A 19,201-nucleotide genomic window follows, 5' to 3' on the forward strand; every position below is an offset into this window, starting at 1 on the left:
ACAAATGAAAATAGATTTATTTGATTTCGACTTACCAGAATCACTTATTGCACAAACACCATTAAAAAATCGTTCGGATAGCAGATTAATGGTATTAGACAAAAAAACTGGGGAAATTGAACATACAGTGTTCAAAAATATTACAGAATATCTTCATCCCGGTGATTGTCTCGTATTGAATGATACGAAAGTATTGCCTGCTAGACTATTTGGCGTGAAAGAAGATACGGGTGCAAATATTGAAGTACTGCTATTAAAACAGCAGGAAAATGATCAATGGGAAACACTTGTCAAGCCAGCAAAAAGAGTAAAAGCTGGTACTGAAATTATCTTTGGCGAAGGAAAATTAAAAGCAACTTGTATAGAAGAACTTGATCATGGCGGCAGAATTATGAAATTTGATTATGAGGGCATTTTTTATGAAGTGCTGAATGAACTCGGAGAAATGCCGCTGCCACCATATATTAAAGAACAGCTTGATGATCAAGATCGCTATCAAACAGTTTATGCAAGAGAAGTTGGATCTGCTGCGGCACCAACTGCCGGCTTGCATTTTACTGAATCACTTTTGAAAGAAATAGAAAAAATGGGTGTTAAAATCATTTTTATCACTTTGCATGTAGGCTTAGGAACTTTCCGTCCTGTAAGTGTGGATGAAATTGAAAACCATGATATGCATGCTGAATTTTATCAAGTTTCAGAAGAAGCGGCTAAAGCTATTATGGATGTAAAGAAAAATGGCGGACGCGTCATCTCAGTAGGAACGACCTCAACGAGAACGCTTGAAACAATCGCTTCTGAGCATGATGGCAACATTGTCGCAACAAGTGGCTGGACAGATATTTTTATTTATCCAGGCTATGAATTTAAAGGCATTGATGCGATGATTACGAATTTTCATTTGCCAAAGTCAACTTTAATTATGCTTGTTAGTGCTTTAGCAGGCAGAGAGCATGTGTTACACGCATATGAGACTGCTGTAAAAGAACAATATCGCTTTTTTAGCTTTGGCGATGCAATGTTCATTAAATAGTGAGGTTATTTGAGGAAGGAGAAAAATTCTTGACTGCAATTAAATACGAATTAATCAAAACGTGCAAACAAACAGGTGCACGCCTTGGTATGATACACACTCCACATGGATCTTTTGAGACACCGATGTTTATGCCAGTTGGAACGCTAGCAACTGTTAAAACGATGTCGCCGGAAGATTTAAAAACAATGGGAGCGGGAACGATTTTAAGCAATACTTATCACTTATGGCTTCGACCAGGACATGATATTGTCAGAGAGGCAGGCGGCCTTCATAAATTTATGAACTGGGACCAAGCAATCTTAACAGATTCAGGCGGTTTCCAAGTATTTAGTTTAAGTAAAATACGTGACATCGTAGAAGAGGGAGTTCATTTTAGAAATCACTTAAATGGTGATAAATTATTTCTCTCGCCTGAAAAGTCAATGGAAATTCAAAATGCACTTGGCTCTGATATTATGATGGCATTTGATGAATGTCCTCCATATCCAGCAGCATATGACTATATGAAGCAATCTGTTGAAAGGACGTCAAGATGGGCTGAGCGTTGTCTCAATGCACATCAGCGTCCAGATGTTCAAGGACTGTTTGGGATTGTCCAAGGCGGAGAATTTGAGGATTTACGCCGGCAAAGTGCAAATGATCTTGTATCTCTTGATTTTCCGGGTTATGCTGTAGGTGGATTATCAGTTGGAGAACCGAAAGAAGTAATGAATCGTGTGCTTGAATTTACGACGCCGTTGTTGCCATCAAATAAGCCGCGTTACTTAATGGGAGTAGGTTCCCCTGATTCGCTTATTGATGGAGCTATTCGCGGTATTGATATGTTTGATTGTGTATTACCAACAAGGATTGCTAGAAATGGGACGGTTATGACAAGCAAAGGCCGTCTTGTCGTTAAAAATGCAAAATATGCTCGCGATTTCCGCCCATTAGATGAACATTGCGATTGTTATACATGCCGCAACTATACGCGTGCCTATATTCGCCACTTAATAAAATGCGATGAAACATTCGGAATGCGATTAACTACTTACCATAATTTATATTTTCTGTTAAAATTAATGGAAAATGTAAGACAAGCGATTCGTGAAGATCGTCTTGGTGATTTCCGTGAAGAATTTTTTGAGCAATACGGATTCAATCGTCCGGATGCGAAAAATTTCTAATATAAATACAAGTAGTGGAAGGAGGTAATAGCATGGGAAATCTTGCAGGAATTCTGCCGATTATCATTATGTTTGTGTTGTTCTACTTTTTATTAATTAGACCACAGCAGAAAAGACAAAAAAATGTTCAAGCGATGCAAAGCAGCTTATCTAAAGGAGATAAAGTTGTAACAATAGGTGGATTGCACGCGATTGTTGATTCAATTGATGATAATAAAGTCGTGTTAAAATGTGGAGATGGTTCACGTTTAACTTTTGATCGTTCAGCTATCCGTGAAGTAACGGAATCAAAAGCGGCAAGCGTTGCAGAAACAAAAAAAGTTGAAGAGCCTAAACCAGTTGAGGAATCTAAATAATATATAGAAACAGCACAAGTATAAACTTGTGCTGTTTTTTCCAAATTATTTAAGCTTCCCGAGAATTGCCAGATGTAAGGTTAACGCCTAAAATTCCGCCCATTGTTGCGGTAGCAATATAACAAATATGATAAATGATTTGTTGAAGTGAAAATAATTCATCGTATCCTAAATATTGAACAAGGAAGACAATAAAAGTATAAATGATCCCTGTTAGACTTCCAAGCAGCCAACCTTTCTTTTTTCCTCGGCCTCCGCAAATAAAACCACCAATAAATAGAGTAATAAAAGAAATCACCGTTACAATAATGCTGATCGAATTTTCAGTGACATCGGTAAAACGTAAAATCAATGAGATGATTAAACTTGATATCGACAGTAGCACAAAGATGGTAATAATTCCATAGACGATACTCATACCTAATTTTCTCGTTTCTATTGTCATTCTCCCCTTTCATGAAACTTGCACATGCATTACTTTAGTACAAGCATATTCAGCAAAAAGCGAATTTAGAATGCTTTTTTGATCTTGAATCATAATATCTTCATGAAAGTTCTCAGGTAAAACGTACATACTATTAAAGATGATGAAAAAGGATTTCTGATAGGGGATTATATGTATGGAAAATTTAATGACCATTTTTATTCGTACAATTATTTTATATGTTCTTATTCTGGTTATTTTTCGTGTAATGGGAAAAAGAGAGATTGGCGAACTGAATGTACTAGATTTAGTTGTGTTCATTATGATCGGTGAAATGGCCGCGGTAGCGATTGAAAATCATCATGAACCGATTATTGATGCGTTATTTCCAATGATCATATTGCTAGTCATTCAACTATTGCTTGCTTTTGCTTCTTTACGAAGCAGCCATGTCCGAAAAATTATCGACGGAAAACCGAGTATTATTATTAATAAAGGAAAGATCGACGAAAAAGAAATGAGAAAACAACGTTATAATTTCGACGATCTTTTAATGCAGCTACGGTCAAAAGATATTGATAATATTTCAGATGTAGAATATGCGATTTTAGAGACATCAGGTAAATTATCTATCATTAAAAAAAGTAAAAAGAAAAATAAAACGGCATCTTATACAGAACCGTTTATTGTCGATGGCCATTTGCAAATCGCAAACTTAAAAAAACATGGGAAAACTGAATCGTGGTTAAAATCTGAACTTGCAGAGCGCGGGTATGGGACGATTGATAATATTTCATTTTGCAGTTTTCAAGATGGCCAGTTTTATATTGATTTAAAAGATGAAAACTAATTTATAAAAACTTGTTTACAATTGGAATATGATGCAAATCAGAACGATGAATTAGTTTGGTGCAAATAAGCAGTACTAAATAAATAATTGAAGTAATGACAATTCCTATCAACAATCGCATAATAAATGGCTCTTGTAGAAAACATGTTTTAAAGATATAATAGCCAGCAAAACCTGAGAGTAAAGTCACGATGGTTAGTTTAATCCAATCCCGCACGTATAGTGTAAATTGGATGACTTTCATGACGGAAGCAAAATGCAGTAATGCAACGAGTACAGTACTTGTCATAATACCAATCGCAGCACCATTTATACCAAATTGCGGTTGGGAGGCAAGTACAAAAATAACACTTAGTTTTACAACGGCTCCAATCATACTATTAATCATCGCAGCTTTTGCAAGATCAAGAGCTTGTAATGTTGCCTGTAAAGGGGCTTGTAACGATTGGAAGATAAAAAACGGCGCCATAATCCGAAGAAATTGCGAGCCATTAGATGTCCCGTACATGAGTGACATAAGGGGTTCAGCAAATATATAAAGAATAATAACAGATATCCCGCTTGTTAATAAGGAAAACCTAATCGCTTGCTGTAAACGGTGCTCGACTAATCCAAAGTTTCTTTTAGAATATGCTTCACTTACTGCCGGTACGAGTGCTGTTGATAATGAAAAGGTTACAAATGATGGAAGCATTAAAAGCGGTAAGGCGAAACCCGTTAACGATCCATATTGTTTTGTAGCGATATGATCTGCTATGCCTGCTAATGCTAAACTATGGGCAACGACGATAGGTTCTAAAAACCAGGAAATATTACCAATCAACCTACTTCCTGTCGTAGGAATGGCGACACTCATTAATTCTTTCAGAACGTCTTTGCCAGCCTTCAATGACTTAAAGTAATTTTTTCTAATTGGGATTGTTTTTTTAATTTTAAACACGGTAAACATATAAAAAAGCGACACTAATTCACCAAGAATTGATGCAACCATCACACCCGCAGTAGCAAATTCTATTCCGTAAGGCAGCAACAAATGGGCAAGAATGGCAATAAACAAAATACGAACCGTTTGTTCAACGACTTGAGAAATCGCAAATGGTTTCATATTTTGTTTTCCTTGGAAATAGCCACGCAACACAGCTGAAACCGCGACGATCGGAATAATTGGTGTAATTGCGACAAGCGGATAATAAACACGTGAATCTGTAAATAAGAGATCGGCTAAATAAGGTGCGAAAATAATTAAACTCGGTGTAAAAATAACAGATAACGAAATCGTAATAAATAGGGACATCACTAAAATCTTTTTAATTTTATAGCGATCTCCAACTGCATCCGCTTCTGCAACGCATTTTGATATTGCTACGGGCAAACCAAGCTGAGTAACCGTAACAACAAGCATAAGTGTCGGGAATGCCATCTGATGAAGACCGACGCCTTCTTCACCTAAAGAACGTGCAATGACAATTCGATTTATAAATCCAAGTGCTCTTGTAATAAAACCTGCTATAAGTAAAATGATTGTTCCTCTCAAAAACTTGGACATCAAGTTAACCTACCTTCTCAAATACGCTAATTTCCTATACAATGAAGTATATGCACTAATAGGGACAAAGCATGACAAGTTCATTTAGAGAGGGGAAAACTACTTTATGGGGGTCCATCCACATAGCAAGTATTTTGAAGAAATGAAACCAGTCTTAAAGAGTAAGGCTGAAGAGTTTAAAATTATTGGATATGGTGCCATCTCTATCCAAGATTTATGGGATTTTTTAATCAATAAAAAATGGAAGAAAGTTCAAGAGGAAATGCGAATGTATGAACTTGTGTCAGATATTTTAACGATAAAGATTGGAGATTTTATGAACTATAAAACAATTGAAGCTTATCGATCTCCTAACTGGTTTGAAGATATCAATGAAGATGAGTTAGAAGAATTGTTATACCCGGACAAGACTAAATAATTAGAAAAATTGACACTGTTTTTTTTGTAATTCATAATAGAGTTGTTATATACGGGTCGTTTGAAATTTCAGCTTTTTTGATATGCTTGTTATTTTGCTAGGAGGATTTACATAATGGTAAAAAGAAGCCGTATTGTTGCTTTCTTTATTATCGTCTTGCTTTGTGCAGGAGTTATTGGAGGAACAACAGACAAAATTGTGAAAAAAATTAATTTAGGTCTTGATCTACAAGGAGGATTCGAAGTTCTCTATAAAGTAGAACCCGCTAAAAAAGGGCAAAAAATTGATAAAGCTGCTCTTGCTAATACAGCAGAGGCACTTGATCGAAGAATTAATGCTCTTGGTGTAAGCGAACCGATTATTCAAGTTGAGGGAAATAATCGCATCCGTGTTCAGTTAGCAGGTGTAAAAGACCAAAACGAAGCACGAAAAATGTTATCAACACAGGCAAATTTAACATTCCGCGATGTGAATGATAAATTAATGATGGATGGTTCAGATTTAGTTGAAGGAAAAGCAAAACAGTCTTTTGATTCAAATAACAAACCAGACGTGGAATTACGTTTAAAAAGTCGTCAAAAATTCCATGACGTAACACAAAAAATCTTGAAAATGGCCCCAAATAATCAGCTCGTAATCTGGATGGACTTCCAAGAAGGAAAGGATTCCTATAAAAAAGAGGTAGCAAAGAAACATCCTAAATTCCTTTCTAACCCAAATGTTAATGAAGTGTTTAATACAGACACTGTTCAAATTACAGGAAACTTTACAGTGAAAGAAGCACAAGATCTTGCAGCACTATTAAACGCTGGAGCACTTCCTGTGAAATTACATGAAATTTATTCAACTTCTGTTGGTGCATCATTTGGACAAGAAGCATTGAAAGATACGGTAACAGCTGGAATTATCGGGATTTTAGCTATCTTTGTGTTTATGATAGGCTACTATCGTTTTCCTGGATTTATTGCGGTTGTCTCATTAGCAATTTACATTTTCTTATTGCTTCTCATATACCGATTGATTGGAGCAACATTAACATTACCAGGTGTTGCTGCCCTCGTTCTTGGAGTAGGGATGGCTGTCGATGCCAATATCATTACGTACGAGCGGATAAAAGAGGAACTAAGGGTTGGCAAGACAATAAAATCAGCCTTTAAGGCAGGCTATAAATCATCATTTATTACAATTTTTGATGCGAACTTAACAACGATCATCGCTGCTGTTATTTTATATATTTTCGGAATTAGTTCTGTTAAAGGTTTTGCAACTACATTAATCATTAGTATTTTGTTAAGCTTTTTAACGGCTGTCTATGGTTCAAAATTGCTATTAGGCCTATGGGTTAATAGCAATGCGTTAAAAAAACGTCCGAGCTGGTTCGGTGTAAAAAAATCAGCTATTCATGATATTTCTGAGAATATTGATACACATGATTTGAAAACAAAATTTGATTGGTATGATTTTGTTAAACATCGTAAATTCTTTTTTACACTTTCAAGCGTTCTAATCATTGCTGGATTTATCGTTCTATTTATATTTAGATTGAATCTCGGCATTGATTTTACAAGTGGTACAAGAATAGAAGTCGATGCCCATCATCCATTAACACAGCAACAGATTGAATCGGATTTAAATACATTACATTTAAAATCTGAAGATATTGTTTTTGCAGGGAATCATAATGAAAAAGCGATCATTCGTATTAAAGGGTCTTTTAGCGGCAAAGACAAGGTAACTGAAATTACGTCATATTTTTCACATAAATATGGTGTGAATCCAAGTATAAGCTCGGTATCACCTACTGTCGGAAAAGAACTAGCGAAAAGTGCTATCTATGCGTTGTTAATCGCTGCAGCATGTATTATTGTATACGTTGCATTCCGATTTGAGTTTTATATGGGGATTGCATCAATTGTAGCGCTTTTCCATGATGTCTTTTTCATGATCGCCTTTTTCAGTATTACAAGGTTAGAAGTTGATGTTACATTTATAGCGGCAATTTTAACAATTGCTGGTTATTCAATTAATGATACGATCGTTACGTTTGATAGAATTCGCGATAATTTAAAACGAAAACGTCGGATCAAAACAGAGCAAGAATTAAAAGCAATTGTAAATGCGGGCATTCGACAAACATTAGGAAGATCTGTAAACACAGTATTGACGGTCGTTCTTACCGTTATCGCTTTACTAGTGTTTGGCAGTGAATCTATTCGAAACTTTTCAATTGCATTATTAGTGGGCTTAATTACCGGAACTTATTCTTCGATCTTTATCGCTGCACAAGTTTGGTTCCAATTGAAAAAACGTCAATTGAAGAGAAACGGCTCAATTAAAGTTGAAAAGGAAAAACGGAAATGGTCAGATGAACCGCAAGTTTAATGAAACACTATAGAAACAAAAAAGAGGTCTGGTATCGGAAATGTCGATGATATCAGACCTTTTTTAATTGGCTTTGACGAGAGCCTAAATTTAGTAGATGACATGGTTTCTGCTTCACGATATAATTAGAAGTTGTTAAAAGAGGTGTGAATATGTTAGATTCCAAAACTAGATGGCGTGTTAGTAACTCGAATGATGTTGTAGTAGAATCCATGACGAAGCAATTGAATATTGCACCACTTGTCGCGAAATTATTGGTAAACCGCGGAATCGAAAATATTGATGAGGCGCGGTCTTTTTTATTTCAAGAAGAGGGTCATTACTTTGATCCATTTTTACTCCATGATATGGAAAAATCCATTAATCGTATTAAGATCGCAATAGAAAATGAAGAACCAATTCTTGTTTTTGGAGATTACGATGCGGATGGCGTAAGCAGCACTGCAGTGATGATGTCTGCTTTAAATGAAATGGGGGCAAATGCCCAGTTCTACATTCCAAATCGTTTTACCGAAGGATATGGACCGAATGAAGCGGCTTTTAAGTGGGCTGCTGCGCAAGGATTTCAATTAATTATTACTGTAGATACAGGAATTGCCGCTGTCCATGAAGCATCAGTAGCTAAAGAACTAGGTTTGACACTTATTATTACTGATCACCATGAACCGGGTCCTGTTTTGCCAGACGCTTTTGCAATTGTTCATCCTAAACATCCTGACAGTATTTATCCTTTCAAAGAATTAGCAGGTGTTGGGGTTGCTTTTAAAGTTGCACATGCATTATTAAATAAGGTTCCAGAACATTTGGAGGATCTTGCAGCAATTGGAACAGTGGCTGATTTAGTTCCTTTATTAGGAGAAAATCGCTTGATCGCTAAAAATGGTATTAGTAGACTGCGTACTTCCAAACGCGAAGGGATCCAAGCATTATGCAAGGTATCAGAAATCGAACAGTCTGAAATTAATGAAGAAACAATTGGATTTGTAATTGCTCCGCGTTTAAATGCTGCAGGCCGTTTAGGTCAAGCTGATCCTGCTGCAGAGCTATTGCTCTCTGATCATGAAGAAGAAGCATTTGATCTAGCAACCGAAATCAATGAACTCAATCAAGAACGGCAAAAAATTGTAAATGAAATGACAAAAGAAGCAATTCAAATGGTGGAAGAAAGCTTTCAACCAGATGACACGAAAGTGATTGTCGTTGGCAAGGAAGGCTGGAATGCGGGAGTAATTGGGATTGTCGCATCACGGCTAGTCGAGCGCTTTTATCGGCCGACAATTGTTTTAAGCTATGATCAAGAAAAAGGTTTGGCGAAAGGCTCTGCCCGAAGTATTGAAGGATTTCATTTATTCAATCAGTTATCTGAATGTAGAGATATTCTTCCGCATTTTGGCGGACATCCGATGGCAGCAGGGATGACGTTGTCTATTGAACATGTTGATGAATTGCGCGAGCGTTTAAACAGGCAAGCAGCACAAATATTATCAAAAGAAGACTTCATTCCAATTACAACTGTTAATATTAAAATTGGTCTGGAAGATGTCGATTTGGACGCGATTCGCCAGCTTGATTTACTAGCTCCGTTCGGTACTGGAAATCCAAAGCCAAAAGTTTTAATTGAACAAGTTGAAGTTCAGCAGCTGCGTCAGATTGGTGCAGACCAGCAACACTTGAAACTTTTGCTTACAAGTGGCGACTATACATTGGATGGTATCGGTTTTGGATTAGGGGATTGTGCTAACCATATATCACCAGATTCCAAGCTTTCATTAGTAGGAGAATTATCCATTAATGAATGGAACAATATTCGAAAACCACAAATGATTGTTAGAGATCTTTGTGTGGATCATTGGCAGCTTTTTGATTTTAGAGGACATAAACCACTCGATCAGTGGGTGCTGCAAGTACCGAAGCAGGATCAAGCTTTTATCGTGTTTCAAGAGGAAACGATTGAACGTTTGCAATTATCGAAGTATCCTATTCATGTTGAACACATCCAGACTGAGACAGACGCGATTGAGTTTAATACTTATAATAAAAATATTGTCCTGCTTGATCTTCCTACTGATGCAGATTTAATCACCAAGCTTATAAGGGGACAAGCGCCTAGCAGAATTTATGCTTATTTCTTTCATCAACAAGATCATTTTTTTAGCACATTTCCAACGAGAGAACATTTTAAATGGTTTTATGCGTTTCTAGCAAAGCGGAAAACATTTGACCTGCAAAAACATGGAGATGATTTAGCGGCTTATCGCGGTTGGTCTCGAAATACAGTCGATTTTATTTCACAGGTGTTTTTTGATCTTGAGTTTGTTACAATAAAGGATGGGCTTATTTCTCTTAATTCAGTAAAACATAAGCGGGATTTACAAGAATCTTTAACTTATCAAAGAAAACAAGCACAATATAAAATGGAAAAAGATTTACTCTATTCATCTTTTCATGAATTGAGAGTATGGTTTGATCAGCTGATGAAACCATCTGCACAGTACGAGGAGGAAGCAATTAAATGGATTTAAAAAAGTATATTTCAATAGTTCCAGATTGGCCAAAGGAAGGAGTGTTATTTAAAGATGTCACTCCGCTAATGAATGACGGCGAAGCTTACAGATATGCTACGAATCAAATTGTTGAATATGCAAAAGAAAAACAAATTGATTTAGTCGTAGGGCCAGAGGCACGTGGGTTTATTATTGGTTGCCCTGTTGCATATGAGTTAGGTGTTGGTTTTGCACCAGTCCGTAAAGAAGGAAAGTTACCACGCGAAACGATTAAAGCAGAATACGATTTAGAATATGGAAAAAATGTTTTAACCATTCATAAAGATGCCATTAAGCCTGGTCAGCGTATATTAATTACAGATGATCTTTTAGCTACAGGTGGGACAATGGAAGCATCCATTAAACTCGTAGAAGAATTAGGCGGCGTTGTTGCAGGTCTTGCCTTCTTAATTGAATTAGATTATTTGCATGGACGTGAAAAGTTAAAAGGATACGATATTCTTACCTTAATGAAATATTAAGCTGTTGAATGAGAAAGAAATCGGCATATATGTCGGTTTCTTTTTCTTATTAACTTTGAAAGGGAGTAAGCAGTTGATTTTCGCTGCAGGGATTCGTTTTCCACGGTCAATCTGAGATCCTCTTTGGCATTCAAAAAAATGAATTGGGGCGGAGAAACTTATGAGATGGCTATTCCTTTTTTATGAAACGCAACCAAGTTTTATGAAAACAAATATTAATTAAAACGTTTTCTTTTTGCTTTATTCAACAAATTCCCCTTTTTTCGATAAAAAATGCTTGATTTACTTTACATTCCTCGCTTTTTTCATGATAATAATTACAATATGGTTAATTATTCGTTAAATTGATTTTCATATTATACTTTATATAAAGGTGATTTTTTATGGCGAACGATCAAATTTTAACCGCCGATGATGTGATCGAACGGACGAAGAAATATCTTAATGATGATCATGTTTCTATGGTGCGGCATGCGTATGAATTTGCAAGAGATGCACATAGCCATCAATTCCGCAAATCTGGTGAACCTTATATTATTCATCCGATTCAAGTGGCTGGAATTTTAGCTGATTTGGAGATGGATCCTTCAACCGTCGCGGCTGGTTTTCTACATGATGTTGTCGAAGATACAGAGGTGACGCTTGAACAACTTGCTGAAGAGTTTAATGATGAAGTAGCAATGCTCGTCGATGGCGTAACGAAACTTGGGAAAATCAAATATAAATCTCATGAAGAGCAGCAGGCTGAAAACCATCGTAAAATGTTTGTTGCAATGGCTCAAGATATAAGAGTCATTTTGATTAAATTAGCAGACCGATTACACAATATGAGAACGTTAAAACATCTTCCCCCTGAAAAACAAAGAAGAATTGCAAATGAGACTCTCGAAATTTTTGCACCATTAGCGCATCGACTTGGAATTTCAAAGATCAAATGGGAACTAGAAGACACTGCACTGCGTTATTTAAATCCACAACAGTATTATCGCATTGTCAATTTAATGAAAAGAAAACGCGCTGAGCGTGAAAAGTATTTAGATAATGTTGTCGATGAAGTAAAAGAAAGACTCCAAGATATTTCCATTAAGTCTGAAATTTCAGGAAGACCGAAACATATCTATTCCATTTATAGAAAAATGGTGTTGCAGCATAAACAATTCAACGAAATATATGATCTGTTAGCAGTTAGAATTATCGTCAATAGTATTAAAGATTGTTACGCTGCTCTAGGTATTATTCATACATGCTGGAAACCGATGCCAGGGCGTTTTAAAGATTATATTGCTATGCCAAAACCAAATATGTATCAATCGCTCCATACGACGGTTATCGGTCCGAAAGGAGATCCATTAGAAGTTCAAATTCGTACGATTGATATGCATCGTATTGCTGAATATGGTGTTGCGGCACACTGGGCATACAAAGAAGGCAAAACCGTTAATGAAAAAACGTCGTTTGAGAAAAAATTATCTTGGTTTAGAGAGATATTAGAATTTCAGAACGACACAACAAATGCAGAAGAATTTATGGAATCATTAAAAATTGATTTATTTTCAGATATGGTCTATGTGTTTACGCCAAAAGGTGATGTAATTGAACTTCCTTCTGGATCTGTTCCAATTGATTTTGCTTATCGAATTCATTCGGAAATCGGCAATAAGACGATTGGTGCAAAAGTGAACGGGAAAATGGTCACGCTTGACTATCAGCTGAAAACAGGGGATATTATTGAAATTCTCACTTCTAAGCACTCTTACGGTCCAAGTTTGGACTGGGTGAATCTAGCACAAACATCGCAGGCAAAAAACAAAATTAGACAATTTTTCAAACGGCAGCGAAAAGAAGAAAATGTCTTGAAGGGCAAGGAGCTAGTAGAAAAAGAAGTTAAAAACATGGATTTTGATTTAAAAGAAATTTTTGTTCCTGAGAATGTACAAAAGGTTGTCGATAAGTTTAATTTTGCTAATGAAGAGGACATGTATGCTGCTGTCGGATATAATGGTATAACAGCAAGCCAAATTGCTAACCGTCTAACAGAAAAGTGGCGGAAGAAACGTGATTCTGAAGATGCGATAAAAGAGGCCATCGCAGAAATCAAAGTGCCAGTGAAGCATCGTCGAAGAGATTCGGGTGTAAAAGTAAAAGGCATTGATAACTTACTCATTCGTCTTTCAAAATGTTGTAATCCAGTTCCAGGTGACGAAATTGTTGGTTTTATTACAAAAGGCAGGGGCGTATCGGTTCACCGCTCTGATTGCCCGAATGTACAAAATGTTGACATGCAAGATCGCCTAATACCTGTGGAATGGGAAACAGATACAACAGAACTTAAAGAATATAATGTTGATATAGAGATTACTGGTTTTGATCGTAATGGATTTCTTAATGAAGTACTGCAGGTTGTGAGTGAAACAAAAACGAAAATATCAGCTGTCAGTGGCCGATCCGATCGTAATAAAATGGCTACCATTACAATGACAATTTCTATTCAAAATATTAGCCATCTTCATAGAGTAGTTGAAAGAATTAAGCATATTTCAGATATTTACTCTGTCCGAAGAATTATGAGTTAAAGGGGTATTGTTAATGAGAGTAGTTTTGCAGCGTTGTAAAGAAGCAAAAGTTGATGTAAAGGGGCAAACGGTAGGAAAAATTGCCAATGGCTTTGTTTTACTTGTTGGTATAACACATGAAGACTCTGAAGAGGATGCTGCTTATTTAGCGGACAAGATCGTGAATTTACGCGTATTTGAAGATGAACAAGAAAAAATGAATTTTTCGCTTTTAGATGTACATGGGCAAATTTTGTCGGTATCGCAATTCACCTTATACGGTGATTGTCGAAAAGGAAGACGTCCAAACTTTATGGAAGCTGCAAAACCTGATCAGGCAAAGGTGTTGTATGATCGATTTAATGAACTTTTACAAGAAAAAAATGTTCATGTAGAAACAGGCATATTTGGTGCGATGATGGATGTTCATTTAGTGAACGATGGTCCTGTTACACTCATTTTAGAAAGTAAGTAGAAAGTACTAAATTCTTATTTTTAAGCTCTGCTAAATGTACTTGTTGATTTTTATAATGGTGATCCATTTTAGCCATACTAAAGTGAATCAGCAATCATTAATTATCAACAATGTCATTTAGCAAGGCTTTTTTTATTTACCTTCATTTTCCTAATTGTCATATAGGTAATTAATCCAATCAAAAAACTATGAAAAATTTCATTGACTTTTATCAACTTTCTGATAAAATTGTAAACAACAATTGAACTTATCAAGAGTGACGGAGGGATCTGGCCCTGTGAAGTCCGGCAACCTGCCATTTAACATGGTAAGGTGCTAAGTCCAGCAAAATGGGATCCATTTTGGGAGATAAGGTATACATATGTACCTGAAAATTCTTTCCTAGAGTGGAAAGGATTTTTTTTGTATCGTATGCGGAACCGATAAGCATGAATTAGATTAGTATGTTAGTCAAAATGGGATGATCAATGTTTTTTTTTGAAAATGAAAGGGGATTGGGAGTTTTGCAAAAATTAATAATACTCGCATTCGTTGGGCTCATTGCACAATTAGTCGATGGCTCACTCGGAATGGGATACGGTTTAACATCGACATCATTGCTTTTAGCTTTCGGTATCACACCAGCTGTAGCTTCAGCATCTGTTCATTTGGCTGAAGTTGTTACTACAGGAGCATCAGGCATTTCACACACAAGATTTGGAAACGTGGATAAAGAAATTGCTTGGAGACTAATTATTCCAGGTGCAATCGGAGCCTTTCTTGGAGCCACGATATTAAGCCATTTACCAGCAAATACATTAAAGCCATATATATCGATTTTTCTTATGTTGTTAGGATTATATGTCCTGTTCAGATTTATTATAAAAAATAATCAAAGCAAGCAAAAGAAAAGAAAAAAAATGACAAAAGCATTTTTTATTCCATTAGGATTTATCGCAGGTTTTTTTGACGCAACTGGCGGCGGTGGATGGGGCCCTATTGCCACGCCAACGTTATTATCTAGAGATGATATTGAGCCTAGAAAAGTGATTGGTTCCGTAGATACGAGTGAATTTGCTGTCGCTTTAGCATCTAGTATTGGTTTTCTTCTTTCACTTGGGGCGCATCAAATTAATTGGATTTGGACAATCGCCTTAATGCTCGGAGGAATGATTGCAGCTCCAATTGCCGCATATCTAGTAAAAATATTACCTTCGCATTTACTCGCAGTATTTGTAAGTGGCATGATTATTTTCACAAATATCCAAACATTGTTATCATTAGGTAAATTACCAACTGTCTGGAATAGCATTATTTATATTGTAATGTTCATTTTGTGGTTCTCCGTCTTCATTTTTACAATTAAAAAATATAGGAATACCGTTGTTAAAAAAGGGCAAACATCTGAAACGATGCAAATTGAATAGCATGTAATTATTGGGCTGTCGCTATAATATTTATTGGCAGCTCTTTTTATTTGTGGCTTTTACAACTTGAGTTTAAAACATAAAGACTTGGGAATTGAAAGAAGATAGCTAAGCTAATGTATAAATAACTGGTAAAAATAGTAAATGCTATTTACAAATAATAAAACGTTTTCTTATGGAAAAATAAAATTAAATGATTGACAATTAACTTTAGGTATGTAATTATAGAGTTCGTGAATAGTTCGCATACGAATTATTCTTGTGTAAAGTATTAATGAGCGATCGGAAGGAGGAGTTATGGATCTTTTCAATAATGAGTTTTTGTTGACAATGTCCAGGGTAAATAAAGAAATTTTTCGACTTGCAAATAAAGACATCGAAAAATTAAACTTAACTGTATTGCAATTGTTTGTACTTCATACAATCTCGAAAAATCCTGAAATTGGGTTGAATGAACTGGCAGAACACTTAAACTTATCGAAAAGTAAAAGTACAGTAAGCGGTGTGGTTGATCGTCTAGTCAATCAAAACCTTCTTGATAGGGTAGCATCGCAAAAAGATCGCAGAGCGATAGTGCTCCGTTTAACAGAGCAAGGGAAAGAAAAATTACAAGATTACATGAATAGCGAATCAATACTTTCGCACAAATTAAATGTTATTGAGGAAAATTATCACGATGAGTTACAACAAGTGATAAAGTTTCATAATAAAATTTTAGAAATTTTAACATCTGAGGAGGAATAATAAGTTTATGAGTGCTAGAAAAATGATATTAATTAACATCATTATTTTAATTGTATTGGTAGGTGGAGGTTTTACAGGGTACTACTTCTATAACCGTTCCGTGTCTTACATCAGTACAGATAATGCTAAAATTGATGGTCAACAAGTTTCCATTGCTTCTCCAGCAGCAGGTAAATTAGTGGATTGGAAAGGGCAAGAAGGAAAAAGATTTGATAAAAACGACACAATTGGTACTGTTGAAGTAACAACAGACAAAGGCACTACTACAAAAGTAAATATTAAAGCACCTGCAGACGGTACAGTTGTAAAAAATTCTGCAGTGAAAAATACTTATATCGCAGCAGGATCACCACTTGCTCAAAGTTATGATTTAAAAGGTTTATGGGTTACTGCTAATGTTGATGAAACAGATATCGATGATGTAAAAGTTGATCAAGACGTTGATGTTTATGTAGATGCATATCCTAATTCAAAATTAACAGGTAAAGTAGAATCAATCGGTCAGGCAACTGCAAGTACTTTCTCATTACTACCTAGCGATAATAGCTCTGGTAATTATACAAAAGAAACACAAGTTATTCCTGTAAAAGTTTCACTTGATAATTATGGTGGTTTAGATTTGGTTCCTGGTATGAATGTAACTGTTCGTATTCATAAGTAGGTGAATTTAATGACAATATTTATTGCTGGTTATGTTCTTTTGTCAATTATTTTACTTTTACTCGTTAATTTCTTATTGAAAAGACGAGGAAAAAAGAATTTACTCATTAACAATGAGGAAAAGGAAACAGAAACAGTCCATACCGAAAGTACGGTTGCAGAAAGTACGATAACAAATCAAACAGCAGAAAATGAACAACTATATTCTACAACAGAAGAGAAAGAAGAAGTTGTTCAATTAAGTAAAGAAGAGAACTTAGACGCTGAAAAGGCAATTGTAAGTGAAGAAGAAAAATTGGAAGCTGAAAAAGCGATCCAAATGAGCAAAGAAGCAGAATTAGAACATGAAGTTGCGCCTGAAACGGTTAAGAAACATCATGCTTCTGATGATATCCCTTTTAGTAGAGGAAAAATTATTTTTGCTATCATGCTTGGGGCATTTGTTGCGATTCTTAACCAAACGCTCCTTAACGTTGCCATTCCACATATTATGAACGATTTGAATGTATCAGCAAACACTGTGCAATGGTTATCTACAGGCTATATGCTTGTAAATGGGATTTTAATTCCGATCACTGCGTTTATGATTACTAAATGGGGAACGAGAAATATGCTTATTTCGGCAGTTTCTCTATTTACGATCGGTTCCATTTTATGTGCAATCTCAACGAACTTCTCTATTTTGATGGTAGGACGTGTTGTACAGGCAGCTGGTGCAGGTATTATCATGCCGTTGCTAATGACAGTTATGTTAACCATTTTCCCACCAGAAAAACGTGGGGCCGCAATGGGGCTTATGGGGGTCGCAATGATTTTCGCTCCTGCAGTAGGTCCAACATTATCTGGTTGGTTAATTGGTCATTATAACTGGCACGTGCTATTTGATCTCATTATTCCATTCGGCATCGTTGACTTAATTTTTGCGTTGATATGGATGAAAGATGTTACGAAAAGAACGAATCCAAAAATGGATTTACCAGGCATTATCTTCTCAACGATCGGTTTTGGATTCTTGCTTTACGGATTTAGTGAAGCTGGTAATGATGGTTGGGATAGTAAAACAGTAATTATTTCGCTAATTATTGGTATTGCAGCATTAGTTGCCTTTGTAATTCGTGAAGTAACAACAAAAGAGCCAATGTTGAATTTAAGTGTATTTAAATATGATATTTTTGCACTTACGACAATTATCAGTATGGCTATTAATATGGCGATGTTTGCGGCAATGATTCTGCTTCCAATTTATTTGCAGAATATCCGTGGATTCTCGGCTCTCGATTCGGGTCTGTTAATGCTCCCAGGTGCGATTGTAATGGGGATCATGTCGCCAATTTCTGGATGGCTATTTGATAGAATTGGTGCAAGATGGTTGGCAGTAGTCGGTTTAATTATCACTGTTATTACAACATACCAATTTACGCATTTATCAATGTCTACGACTTACCCGCATTTAATGCTTCTATACGTATTGAGAATGTTCGGTATGTCATTCATCATGATGACGGTTATGACAGAAGGTATGAACCAATTACCTCTGCATTTAACGAGTCATGGTACGGCAGCATCTAATACTGCCCGTACTGTTGCAGGTAGTATCGGAACTGCTTTTCTTGTAACTGTCATGACGAATAGAGCAAGTTTCCATACTGCGAATTATGCGGATGTTGTTTCAAGTGCAAACCCATATATTGCAAATAAATTTGCTCAGCTTAGCCAAGGGTTTGCGCAATTAACTGGCGGTTCTACTCAAACCGGTCAAGCACTTACGAATTACGTGCTTTATGGAAAAGTTTCACAACAAGCAACCATTGAAGGGATTAATGATGCCTTTCTTGTTGCCACTGGAATTGCAGTTGTTGCATTGATTCTTGCCTTCTTTATTAGACGTGCAAGACCAAACAAAATTAAAGAATAATTACTGAATTAAATAAAAAAAGAAGAGGGAAATCTCAGTATATAAGATTCTCCTCTTCTTTTTTTATTTTCTTTGTTAAAGGAAAGTTTAGATTTCCGCTTCAGGATGCTCGCTTTCCGCGGGCGGAAGCTGAGCCTCCTCGGCGCTGTACGGAGGGCACTGAAAAAGTCCATTAAATTATTAGACGGTTAAAGGTTGAATAAATTAAACCTTTAACTGTCTTTTTAGCTTATAATAATGATATTA

Annotated in this window: 16 protein-coding genes and 1 riboswitch; of the genes, 14 read left to right on the forward strand and 2 right to left on the reverse strand. The window is 36.0% G+C overall.

The window, feature by feature from the left end; all coding sequences use genetic code 11:
• Nucleotides 1-4 precede the first annotated feature (4 nt).
• From queA to yajC, 3 genes are read left to right on the forward strand one after another with little or no spacing between them, the layout of a single operon-like run.
• Nucleotides 5-1,033: a tRNA preQ1(34) S-adenosylmethionine ribosyltransferase-isomerase QueA gene (queA, locus tag G4D61_RS10880; protein WP_025728358.1), complete on the forward strand. Its 1,029-nt coding sequence runs from the start codon at nucleotides 5-7 to the stop codon at nucleotides 1,031-1,033.
• A gap of 29 nt (nucleotides 1,034-1,062) precedes the next feature.
• Nucleotides 1,063-2,202, forward strand: coding sequence for a tRNA guanosine(34) transglycosylase Tgt (gene tgt / locus G4D61_RS10885; protein ID WP_025728357.1), 1,140 nt, complete (start codon nucleotides 1,063-1,065; stop codon nucleotides 2,200-2,202).
• A gap of 32 nt (nucleotides 2,203-2,234) precedes the next feature.
• Nucleotides 2,235-2,558 carry a preprotein translocase subunit YajC gene (yajC, locus tag G4D61_RS10890; RefSeq protein WP_025728356.1) on the forward strand — a complete coding sequence of 108 codons (324 nt, stop codon included), beginning with the start codon at nucleotides 2,235-2,237 and terminating at the stop codon, nucleotides 2,556-2,558.
• A gap of 49 nt (nucleotides 2,559-2,607) precedes the next feature.
• Here the strand turns inward: yajC and G4D61_RS10895 are convergent, their stop codons facing one another.
• Entirely contained in the window at nucleotides 2,608-3,003 is a 396-nt protein-coding gene (locus G4D61_RS10895) for a TIGR04086 family membrane protein (protein ID WP_025728355.1), read from the reverse strand.
• Nucleotides 3,004-3,178: 175 nt separating this feature from the next.
• Between G4D61_RS10895 and G4D61_RS10900 the strand changes: the two genes are divergently transcribed.
• A complete protein-coding gene (locus G4D61_RS10900; protein ID WP_025728353.1) occupies nucleotides 3,179-3,832 on the forward strand; it encodes a DUF421 domain-containing protein in 654 nt (217 codons plus the stop codon).
• A gap of 1 nt (nucleotide 3,833) precedes the next feature.
• Here G4D61_RS10900 and spoVB read toward each other — a convergent pair whose 3' ends face one another.
• Nucleotides 3,834-5,378, reverse strand: a complete 1,545-nt coding sequence (gene spoVB, locus G4D61_RS10905; RefSeq protein WP_025728351.1) for a stage V sporulation protein B — start codon at nucleotides 5,376-5,378, stop codon at nucleotides 3,834-3,836.
• A 106-nt stretch (nucleotides 5,379-5,484) separates the two neighbouring features.
• Here spoVB and G4D61_RS10910 point away from each other — a divergent pair, with 106 nt between their 5' ends.
• The 10 genes from G4D61_RS10910 to G4D61_RS10955 all read left to right on the forward strand — a co-directional run bounded on the left by G4D61_RS10910 (nucleotide 5,485) and on the right by G4D61_RS10955 (nucleotide 18,955).
• Complete coding sequence (locus G4D61_RS10910; protein ID WP_025728349.1) at nucleotides 5,485-5,796, forward strand: post-transcriptional regulator; 312 nt, start codon at nucleotides 5,485-5,487, stop codon at nucleotides 5,794-5,796.
• A 114-nt stretch (nucleotides 5,797-5,910) separates the two neighbouring features.
• On the forward strand, nucleotides 5,911-8,178 hold the full coding sequence (gene secDF, locus G4D61_RS10915; RefSeq protein ID WP_025728347.1) for a protein translocase subunit SecDF: 2,268 nt from the start codon (nucleotides 5,911-5,913) through the stop codon (nucleotides 8,176-8,178).
• 152 nt (nucleotides 8,179-8,330) lie between these two features.
• A complete protein-coding gene (gene recJ, locus G4D61_RS10920; protein ID WP_025728345.1) occupies nucleotides 8,331-10,700 on the forward strand; it encodes a single-stranded-DNA-specific exonuclease RecJ in 2,370 nt (789 codons plus the stop codon).
• Nucleotides 10,691-11,203, forward strand: a complete 513-nt coding sequence (locus G4D61_RS10925; RefSeq protein WP_025728343.1) for an adenine phosphoribosyltransferase — start codon at nucleotides 10,691-10,693, stop codon at nucleotides 11,201-11,203. Before recJ ends, G4D61_RS10925 begins: the two co-directional genes overlap by 10 nt.
• Before the next feature lie 383 nt (nucleotides 11,204-11,586).
• Nucleotides 11,587-13,776, forward strand: a complete 2,190-nt coding sequence (locus G4D61_RS10930) for a RelA/SpoT family protein (protein ID WP_025728342.1) — start codon at nucleotides 11,587-11,589, stop codon at nucleotides 13,774-13,776.
• Between the two features lie 13 nt (nucleotides 13,777-13,789).
• The gene (dtd, locus tag G4D61_RS10935; protein ID WP_025728340.1) at nucleotides 13,790-14,230 is read left to right on the forward strand and encodes a D-aminoacyl-tRNA deacylase; all 441 of its coding nucleotides are present in this window, start codon (nucleotides 13,790-13,792) and stop codon (nucleotides 14,228-14,230) included.
• A gap of 244 nt (nucleotides 14,231-14,474) precedes the next feature.
• Nucleotides 14,475-14,585: riboswitch (SAM riboswitch) on the forward strand.
• Between the two features lie 148 nt (nucleotides 14,586-14,733).
• Entirely contained in the window at nucleotides 14,734-15,636 is a 903-nt protein-coding gene (locus tag G4D61_RS10940; RefSeq protein ID WP_025728338.1) for a sulfite exporter TauE/SafE family protein, read from the forward strand.
• Between the two features lie 297 nt (nucleotides 15,637-15,933).
• The gene (locus G4D61_RS10945; protein WP_025728336.1) at nucleotides 15,934-16,380 is read left to right on the forward strand and encodes a MarR family winged helix-turn-helix transcriptional regulator; all 447 of its coding nucleotides are present in this window, start codon (nucleotides 15,934-15,936) and stop codon (nucleotides 16,378-16,380) included.
• A 7-nt stretch (nucleotides 16,381-16,387) separates the two neighbouring features.
• Nucleotides 16,388-17,041 (forward strand): beta-barrel domain-containing protein, encoded by a 654-nt coding sequence (locus G4D61_RS10950; protein WP_035348569.1) that lies wholly within the window; start codon nucleotides 16,388-16,390, stop codon nucleotides 17,039-17,041.
• 9 nt (nucleotides 17,042-17,050) lie between these two features.
• Complete coding sequence (locus tag G4D61_RS10955; RefSeq protein ID WP_025728332.1) at nucleotides 17,051-18,955, forward strand: DHA2 family efflux MFS transporter permease subunit; 1,905 nt, start codon at nucleotides 17,051-17,053, stop codon at nucleotides 18,953-18,955.
• The last annotated feature ends 246 nt before the right edge of the window (nucleotides 18,956-19,201 follow it).

The organism is Heyndrickxia ginsengihumi, assembly GCF_011008565.1.
GTDB classification, from domain to species: domain Bacteria; phylum Bacillota; class Bacilli; order Bacillales; family Bacillaceae_C; genus Weizmannia; species Weizmannia ginsengihumi.